The sequence below is a fragment of the Sphingomonas psychrolutea genome (assembly GCF_014636175.1).
Lineage (GTDB): Bacteria > Pseudomonadota > Alphaproteobacteria > Sphingomonadales > Sphingomonadaceae > Sphingomonas > Sphingomonas psychrolutea.
In genome coordinates this window covers 24,492-33,069 of sequence record NZ_BMDW01000029.1, presented here as the reverse complement: position 1 = coordinate 33,069, position 8,578 = coordinate 24,492, and the positions used below count along the sequence as shown (strand labels likewise).

The following is an 8,578-nucleotide window of genomic DNA, read 5'->3' as shown; positions in this document are numbered from 1 at the left end:
GAATAGGCTCGCACCGTATCCTCCCTGCTCAGCCCGCAGAGTGAATCACAAACGCAGCCCAATGGGAATCCTCACGATTCAAGACGGGCGAGTCAGACTCTAGGGGACTGCGTCCCGTAAAGTCACACCAGAGTCACACCATCGACGCCTGTTTTCGTTCATTCGTGCGGATCCTGAGGGTATGAATCCGCCTCGAACGCGGAGCGATGCGGCCGAACGGTTCAAAGCGGCGTCCTGGGCAAAAGTCTCGGCGCCGCCGCAGACGATACCATTGAATGCTTGCTGTAGGACAGGCCGTTACTTAAGGCACTCGCCGAGATACGGCCTATGCTAGTTCACGGCCACTCGCGCCGTATCGCGATCGGAACTCGCGGCGCTAAGCGGGCGGCCAAGCCAATCGGTACCGACGAGCTGTTGATACAGCGGCTCGCATAGCATCCGCAATTCCGCTTCATCGCGCGCCGAAACCCGGTCGCGCCATTCGCCGACCATCGCCACTGTGTTGCGGACCAAAAAATGTGCCTTGTCGGCTGGCGGAATTACAACGTCGCCACCCGTCGCGCGCGTCACTGCTTCGCGCATCGTGTCAGAATAAACGATCCCGAGCGACCGCGTTACCCGCGCCATCTGTCCATGCGGATCGTCACAGAAATGTTCATGCGACAGCAGGACCGCCGAGTCCGGAAAACGCTGTCGGGTGGCAAGGACATGGCGGTTGACGACCAGCCATAAAAGGCCGGCTTGGGTTGCTTCCGTGGTCGCCATCGCGCGTTCGTCGGGCGTGCAAGATCCTTGTTTGGCCAGGTCGTCGAGCCATACGGCCGCATCCCAATGGACACGCCGCAACGACGCGAGGAAGGCACCCGGATGGCGGACGGTGAACAATACCCTGAAATCGTGCTGTTCGATCAGATATTGCGCTGACAACGTGAGATACGGGCATTTCACCACGATTCGGCGGGGCCGCAGGACGCGCGCCAGAACATATTGCCGCAACATCGGGGTGCCCTTTAGCCAACGTCGCAGGCTCCAGGAATCGCGCGGTGCGGTATGCCATTTGGTCTTGCGACCGGCGACAAAGCGGTCGATTACGCCCTGCCAGTTGCTACCCGGCCGATCGCCGGCGGCGTACCACGTGTCGACGTCTTCGATCCCGATGAGGGGGCAAAATGGCTCGAAGAGCTGGGCGCTGCGCGGATCCGAGGAGAGCAAGTCTCCAAGCAACGTCGTGCCGCTGCGATGGGTGCCGCACACCACGATGCGGCATTCCGCGTTCAGGCCGCCTCCCCTGGTTATGGAAGAGACGAATTGGTCAAAGACGTCGGACTGAAGTAGCATTCTGCAATGCGTACTCATCAATATTAACGAAATCATTAAAAATCGTGTATCAAAATGTAACAGGGTCGAGTCGGCTTTGTTACGATAGTGAACCTATCTTTAACGATACTTCAAATAATGCGTGCTCCGGTTTGAGGCTCGGATGTGACGGCGCCGACATGCGCCTCCCCACGCGCATCGGCGAGTTTCACCTGGCGGTGTCGTTCGGCAGCGGCGGCGCGCTTGGTGGCATCGCTGGTGGTGGCGCAGGCCGGGCAGGCGACGCCTTCCTCGTACAGCGCTGAAGTACGATCTTCCGGGCTGACCGGCATGCGGCAGCCGCGACAGAGTTCGTGCGTGCCCGGCGCGAGGCCGTGGCTGACCGCGACGCGTTCGTCGAAAACGAAGCATTCGCCGTGCCAGCGGCTTTCGGTTTCCGGCACCTCTTCCAAATACTTTAGGATGCCGCCTTCGAGGTGAAAGACGTCGGTCAGCCCCTCGGCTTTGAGGAAGGCGGTTGATTTCTCGCAGCGAATTCCGCCGGTGCAGAACATCGCGACCTTTTTGCCTTCCAGTGCCGCGCGGTTGGCGCGGGCCCAGGCGGGGAAATCGCCGAAACGCTCGGTCCGCGGGTCGATTGCGCGCGCGAAACTGCCGATCTTGACCTCATAGGCATTGCGCGTGTCGATCACGATCGTGTCGGGATCGTCGATCAACGCGTTCCAATCGGCGGGGGCGACATAGGTGCCGACGCCGCCGAGCAGGTCGATGTCGGGTTCGCCCATCGTCACGATCTCGCGCTTCACGCGGACCTTGAGGCGGTGAAACGGCATGGTCGCGGCGTGGCTGTATTTGACCGCGATGTCGGCGCAATCGGGAAGCGCGCGGATGTGGGCGATCACCGCGGCGATGCCGTCCTCGGGTCCGGCGATCGTGCCGTTAATGCCTTCGCGCGCGAGCAGCAGCGTGCCGCGCACGTCGTTCGCGGCGCACAAGTCGAGCAGCGGCTGACGAAGCGCTGCGGGGTGGGGGAAGCGTGCGAAGCGGTAGAGCGCGGCGACGTGGATGGGGGAGGGCATGATGCGGCCTCTAATGGGTGAGGCGCTCCATGCAAACCGTCACCCCGGGCTTGTCCCGGGGTCCACCGCAATCCGCGTCCTGCGGCTTAAGAATTTGCGGCACGGTGGACCCCGGCACGAGGCGGGGGTGACGGCGGAGGTTAGGCCACCGCCTTCAACGACTGCATATCGATGACGAAGCGATATTTAACGTCGCTTTTCACCATCCGGTCATAGGCGGCATCAATATCCTGGATCTGGATCATCTCGATGTCGGAGGTCAGGCCATGCTTGACGCAGAAATCGAGCATGTCCTGCGTCTCCGCGATCCCGCCGATCAACGATCCGGCAAGCGCGCGGCGCTTGAAGATCAGATTGCCGACGCTGGGCGAGGGATGCGGCGTCTCGGGTACGCCGACCAGTGTCATTGTGCCGTCGCGCTTGAGCAGCAGGAGGAACGGATCGAGGTCGTGGCTTGCGGCCACGGTGTTCAGGATGAAATCGAAGCTGCCCAGATGCTCGGCCATCGCCGCGGCATCCTTCGACACGATCAGGTCGGTCGCGCCGAGCCGCTTGGCATCGTCGCGCTTGCCCGGCGAGGTGCTGAAGACATAGACTTCGGCCCCCATCGCGGCGGCGATCTTGACCCCCATATGGCCGAGCCCGCCGAGGCCAACGATGCCGACCTTCTGCCCCGGGCCTACCTTCCAATGATGCAGCGGCGAATACGTGGTGATGCCGGCGCACAGCAAGGGTGCCACCGCCGCGAGATCCGCCTCGGCATGCGTCACCTTGAGCACGAAATCCTGCTTGACCACGATATGGTCGGAATAGCCGCCCATCGTATGGCCACCCGTCACCGTGTCCGGGCCGTTATAGGTGCCGACGAAGCCGGTCGTTTCGCAATATTGCTCTTCGCCGTCGTTGCACGACGGGCAATGGCCGCAGCTGTCGACCATGCAGCCGACGCCGGCGAGGTCGCCGACCGCGAATTTGGTGACGTTCGTGCCGACGGCGGAAACGCGACCGACAATCTCGTGGCCGGGCACGCACGGATAAAGCGTCCCCTCCCATTCGCCGCGCACGGTGTGGAGATCGGAATGGCACACGCCGCAGAACAGGATGTCGATCGCGACATCGTCGGCTCCGGGATCGCGGCGTTCGAAGGTGAAGGGCGCGAGCGGCGCATCGGCGACGTGCGCCGCAAAGGCGTGCGTTGTGGTTGTCATGGTTGATCTTTCAGAGCCGGCGCGGTGCGCGGGCGAATCCTGGGCCGGGGGGCACAGGCAGCGGTAACCAGCAACCCCGCGCAATCGTTCCACCGTCAGCGCGGGAAAGTTGCGCTCCACCACGCCGCGATGCGCGCGCGCTCGGTTGCGGTCACGTGCAAGCCGAGCTTGCTCCGCCGCAGCAGCACGTCGTCGGTGCTGCGCGCCCATTCGCGGTCGTGGAGCCAGCGTGCCTCGACTTCGGTGAGGCCGCCGCCCAGATCGGCGCCCATCGCGCCTTCGTCACTGACTCCGTCGAGCATTTCGGCCAGCAGCGATCCATAGGCATGCGCCATTCGTTCGGCCCGTGCGGCACCCAGGAACGGCCAGGTTGCGCGTACCTGCGCGATGAAGCTTGGCAGATCGGCGATCGCCCCACCGGGAAAGACACGGGCGCGAGTCACCGGATACGCCTTGAAGCCCATCGGGCCGGCGAGTTTCCCCAGCGCTTCCTCCGCGAGATGCCGCGCGGTGGTGATTTTGCCGCCAAAAATCGACAGCAGGGTCGGGCCGTTGGTGTCGAGTTCGAGCACGTAATCGCGCGTGACTTCCTTGGCTTCGCTAGCACCGTCGTCATACAGCGGGCGCACGCCCGACCAAGTCGAGGTGACGTCGGCAGGCCCGACTTGCTTGATGAAGTGGCGATTCACCGCCTCGCACAAATAGGCAATTTCGTCGGCATCGATCTGCGCATCTTCGGGCGCATCGACCGGAATGTCGGTCGTGCCAATCTCAGTGAAGGCACCTTGATAGGGGATGGCGAAAACGATGCGGCGGTCGGGTTGTTGCAGGATATAGGCGTGGTCGCCCTCGAACAGCTTGGGCACGACAATATGGCTGCCCTTGACCAGCCGCACGCCCGACGCGGCGTTGACGCCGAGCCGCCCGAGCAATTGATGCACCCACGGTCCTGCGGCATTGACCATCGCGCGCGCGATCACCTCGCGTCCATCGGACAGCGTCGCGCGCCACACATCGTTTTCGCGACGCGCCGATTCGAGCGCCGTGCCGACCACGATCTCCGCCCCGTTCGCCGCGGCATCGACTGCGTTGAGCACGGTCAGGCGCGAATCGTCGACGAACGCATCGGAATAGACGAAGCCGCTCGAGCCGCCCTTTAGCGGTGCGCTGTATTCCGTGTCGCTCTTGCGAAGTCCGCGCGAGCGCGGGAGCGACATCTTGCCGCCGAGGAAATCATAAAGATACAGCCCGATCCGCAGCATCCACCACGGCCGTACCGAATTTTCCTGCGGCAGCACAAAACGCAGCGGGTGGATGATGTGCGGTGCGGCCTTGACCAGCCGCTCGCGCTCGCGCAGCGCCTCGGCGACGAGCTTGAAGTCGTAATATTCGAGATAGCGCAATCCGCCGTGGATCAGCTTGGTCGAAGCGGACGAAGTGTGCGCGGCAAGATCGTCGCGTTCGACCAGCAGGACTTTCAGGCCGAGCAGCGACGCTTCGCGCGCAATCGCGCAGCCGTTGATGCCGCCGCCGACGATAAGAAGATCGTATGTCATCGCTGTCACCTAGCGGGGCGGGTAAGACGTGTCACCCACTGACGCGCCGTCGGTTGACCGCGGCCTGTTGACCATGGGCGAGTCGCACTGTATGCGCACCCCCGCTCGACTAGAAGTTCGCTTCCGGACGAGTGCCTGAACATTGCTGGATGCATTCCAGGGTCCGGGGGGCAATTGCCTCTGTCGGTCCCTTTTGTATTTCGAGCTTTCGGCTCCAGCAAAGTAACCAATTTCTCAAGGTGAAGAGATTCATGCCGACGATCAACCAGCTGGTCCGCAAGGGCCGCGATCCGCAGAAGGCCAAGAACAAGGTCCCTGCGATGGAAGCGAACCCGCAGAAGCGCGGCGTTTGCACGCGCGTCTATACGACGACCCCGAAAAAGCCGAACTCGGCGCTGCGCAAGGTGGCCAAGGTCCGCCTGACCAACCAGCGTGAGGTCATCAGCTACATCCCGGGTGAGGGCCATAACCTGCAGGAGCATTCGGTCGTGCTGATCCGCGGTGGTCGCGTTCGCGATCTTCCCGGCGTGCGCTACCACGTTCTGCGCGGTGTGCTCGATACACAGGGTGTCAAGGATCGTCGCCAGTCGCGGTCGAAGTACGGCGCCAAGCGTCCTAAATAACTAGCCAGAGTAAGCCCCGGACGTGTTCCGGACCCGCTGAAGAACCAAGGAATTTGAAATGGCACGTCGTCGTCGCCCAGAAAAGCGTATCATCCTCCCCGATCCTAAATACGGTGATGAGGTCCTCTCGAAGTTTATGAATTCGGTGATGCTCGACGGCAAGAAGTCGGTCGCCGAGCTGATCGTGTACGGCGCGATGGAAACCGTCGAAGCCCGTGCAAAGAAGGACCCGGTCGGGGTTTTCCATGACGCGCTCACCAATGTGAAGCCCGGCATCGAAGTCCGCAGCCGCCGCGTCGGTGGTGCGACCTATCAGGTCCCGGTCGAGGTGCGCCCCGAGCGTGCCCAGGCGCTGGCGATCCGTTGGTTGATCACGGCGGCGCGTGCGCGGTCGGAGAACACCATGTCGGCCCGTCTGTCGGGCGAGCTGATGGATGCCGCCAACAACCGCGGCAATGCGGTCAAGAAGCGTGAAGATACGCATCGCATGGCCGAAGCCAACCGCGCGTTCAGCCACTACCGCTGGTAACAGCGGCGTAATCGGCCTGTTGCCGATGACGTTTAGTACCTATATCGGGCAGGCCGGGGCATAGCTCCGGCCTCTCCACATTCCCAAGGAACCGATCATGGCCCGCAGCCATCCGCTCTCAATGTACCGCAACATCGGCATTATGGCGCATATCGACGCCGGCAAAACGACGACGACCGAGCGGATTCTCTATTACACTGGCAAATCCTACAAGATCGGCGAAGTGCATGAAGGCACCGCGACGATGGATTGGATGGAGCAGGAGCAAGAGCGCGGGATCACGATCACGTCGGCTGCTACGACCTGCTTCTGGAACGACCACCGCATCAACATCATCGACACCCCCGGCCACGTCGACTTCACGATTGAAGTCGAGCGTTCGCTGCGCGTGCTCGATGGCGCGATCACGTGCTTCGACGGCGTTGCCGGCGTTGAGCCGCAGTCCGAGACGGTGTGGCGTCAGGCCGACAAGTACAGCGTCCCGCGGATGTGCTTCATCAACAAGCTCGACCGCACCGGCGCGAACTTCGAGATGTGCGTCGAGATGATCAAGGATCGGCTGGGTGCGCGTCCGGCCGTGCTGTATTTGCCGATCGGTATCGAGGGTGGCTTCAAGGGCCTGGTTGATCTCGTCGAGGACCGCGCGATCATCTGGCTCGAGGAATCGCTGGGCGCGAAGTTCGAATATCAGGACATCCCCGATGATCTGAAGGAAAAGGCCGCGACCGCGCGTAGCGAGCTGATCGAAATGGCCGTCGAGCAGGACGACGACATCATGGAGGCCTATCTCGAAGGCACGCTGCCCGATGTCGCGACGCTGAAGCGGCTGATCCGCAAGGGCACGCTGAATTCGTCGTTCGTGCCGATCCTGTGCGGCTCGGCGTTCAAGAACAAGGGCGTTCAGCCGTTGCTTGACGCGGTCGTCGATTATCTGCCGTCGCCGCTCGACGTGCCGGCGATCAACGGCCTGAAGCTCGACGGTGTAACGCCGGATAGCCGTGCGGCCGCCGATGATGCGCCGTTCTCGGCGCTCGCCTTCAAGATCATGAACGATCCGTTCGTGGGAACGCTGACCTTTGCCCGGATCTATTCGGGCAAGCTGGAGACGGCGTCGTCGGCGCTCAATTCGGTCAAGGACAAGAAGGAAAAGGTCGGCCGCATGCTGTTGATGCATGCCAACGACCGTGAGGACATCCAGATTGCCTATGCCGGCGACATTGTGGCGCTCGCGGGTCTCAAGGACACGACGACCGGCGACACGCTGTGTTCGCAGGCTGAGCCGATCATCCTCGAGCGGATGGAATTCCCCGAGCCGGTCATCGAAGTCTCGGTCGAACCCAAGACCAAGGCCGATCAGGAGAAGATGGGCATCGCGCTCAATCGTCTGGCGCGCGAGGATCCGTCGTTCCGCGTTTCGACCGATCACGAATCGGGCCAGACCTTGCTCAAGGGCATGGGCGAGCTCCATCTCGAAATCATGGTCGATCGCATGCGTCGCGAGTTCAAGGTCGAGGCCAATGTCGGCGCGCCGCAGGTGGCATATCGCGAATATATCGCCAAGCCAGTCGAGCTGACCTATACCCACAAGAAGCAGTCGGGTGGGTCGGGCCAGTTCGCCGAAGTCCGCGTCAAGGTGACGCCGGGCGAGCGCGGGTCGGGCTTCGTCTTCATCGATTCGGTGAAGGGCGGCAACGTGCCGAAGGAATATATTCCTTCCGTCGAAAAGGGCATGCGCGAAACCGCGCTGACCGGATCAATGATCGGCTTCCCGATCATCGATTTCTCGGTCGAACTGACCGACGGCAAGTATCACGACGTCGATTCGAGCGCGCTGGCGTTCGAAATCTGCGCGCGGGGTTGCATGCGTGAAGCCGCGCAGAAGGCCGGGATCAAGTTGCTCGAGCCGATCATGAAGGTCGAGGTCGTGACGCCCGAGGATTATCTGGGTGACGTGATCGGCGATCTGAACAGCCGTCGTGGCCAAATCCAGGGCACCGACAGCCGCGGCAACGCGCAGACGGTCGAGGCGATCGTGCCGCTGGCCAACATGTTCGGCTACGTCAACCAGCTGCGGTCTTTCACGCAGGGGCGCGCGCAGTACAGCATGCAATTCTCGCATTACGACGAAGTGCCGAGCAACGTCGCGGACGAGGTGAAGGCGAAATTGGCGTAACGTCCTGCGTGCAGGGCTGGCGTTATCTGAAATAGGTCGTTAAGGGCGCGCGTTCGCGTGGTGCCCGGAAGGCCGCGAACCGAATCAATCAAG

Annotated in this window: 7 protein-coding genes; 3 read left to right on the top strand and 4 right to left on the bottom strand. The window is 62.3% G+C overall.

Annotation, left to right across the window (positions count from 1 at the left end):
* Window positions 1-330 precede the first annotated feature (330 nt).
* From IEV62_RS17035 to glpD, 4 genes are all read right to left on the bottom strand, one after another.
* Window positions 331-1,254 carry a sulfotransferase gene (locus tag IEV62_RS17035; protein WP_188449629.1) on the bottom strand — a complete coding sequence of 308 codons (924 nt, stop codon included), beginning with the start codon at window positions 1,252-1,254 and terminating at the stop codon, window positions 331-333.
* Between the two features lie 194 nt (window positions 1,255-1,448).
* The gene (gene trhO, locus IEV62_RS17030) at window positions 1,449-2,396 is read right to left on the bottom strand and encodes an oxygen-dependent tRNA uridine(34) hydroxylase TrhO (RefSeq protein ID WP_188449627.1); all 948 of its coding nucleotides are present in this window, start codon (window positions 2,394-2,396) and stop codon (window positions 1,449-1,451) included.
* 140 nt (window positions 2,397-2,536) lie between these two features.
* Window positions 2,537-3,604 (bottom strand): NAD(P)-dependent alcohol dehydrogenase, encoded by a 1,068-nt coding sequence (locus IEV62_RS17025; protein ID WP_188449625.1) that lies wholly within the window; start codon window positions 3,602-3,604, stop codon window positions 2,537-2,539.
* A 95-nt stretch (window positions 3,605-3,699) separates the two neighbouring features.
* Entirely contained in the window at window positions 3,700-5,160 is a 1,461-nt protein-coding gene (gene glpD / locus IEV62_RS17020; protein WP_188449624.1) for a glycerol-3-phosphate dehydrogenase, read from the bottom strand.
* 251 nt (window positions 5,161-5,411) lie between these two features.
* Between glpD and rpsL the strand changes: the two genes are divergently transcribed.
* From rpsL to fusA, 3 genes are all read left to right on the top strand, one after another.
* Complete coding sequence (gene rpsL / locus IEV62_RS17015) at window positions 5,412-5,783, top strand: 30S ribosomal protein S12 (protein ID WP_188449622.1); 372 nt, start codon at window positions 5,412-5,414, stop codon at window positions 5,781-5,783.
* 58 nt (window positions 5,784-5,841) lie between these two features.
* Entirely contained in the window at window positions 5,842-6,312 is a 471-nt protein-coding gene (rpsG, locus tag IEV62_RS17010; protein ID WP_188449620.1) for a 30S ribosomal protein S7, read from the top strand.
* Between the two features lie 97 nt (window positions 6,313-6,409).
* Window positions 6,410-8,485, top strand: a complete 2,076-nt coding sequence (gene fusA / locus IEV62_RS17005) for an elongation factor G (RefSeq protein ID WP_188449618.1) — start codon at window positions 6,410-6,412, stop codon at window positions 8,483-8,485.
* The last annotated feature ends 93 nt before the right edge of the window (window positions 8,486-8,578 follow it).

Bases quoted from the DNA above. Each gene is read 5' to 3' on its own strand.
- trhO (WP_188449627.1), bottom strand. From the start codon at position 2,396: ATGCCCTCCCCCATCCACGTCGCCGCGCTCTACCGCTTCGCACGCTTC.
- IEV62_RS17025 (WP_188449625.1), bottom strand. From the start codon at position 3,604: ATGACAACCACAACGCACGCCTTTGCGGCGCACGTCGCCGATGCGCCG.
- glpD (WP_188449624.1), bottom strand. From the start codon at position 5,160: ATGACATACGATCTTCTTATCGTCGGCGGCGGCATCAACGGCTGCGCG.
- rpsL (WP_188449622.1), top strand. From the start codon at position 5,412: ATGCCGACGATCAACCAGCTGGTCCGCAAGGGCCGCGATCCGCAGAAG.
- rpsG (WP_188449620.1), top strand. From the start codon at position 5,842: ATGGCACGTCGTCGTCGCCCAGAAAAGCGTATCATCCTCCCCGATCCT.
- fusA (WP_188449618.1), top strand. From the start codon at position 6,410: ATGGCCCGCAGCCATCCGCTCTCAATGTACCGCAACATCGGCATTATG.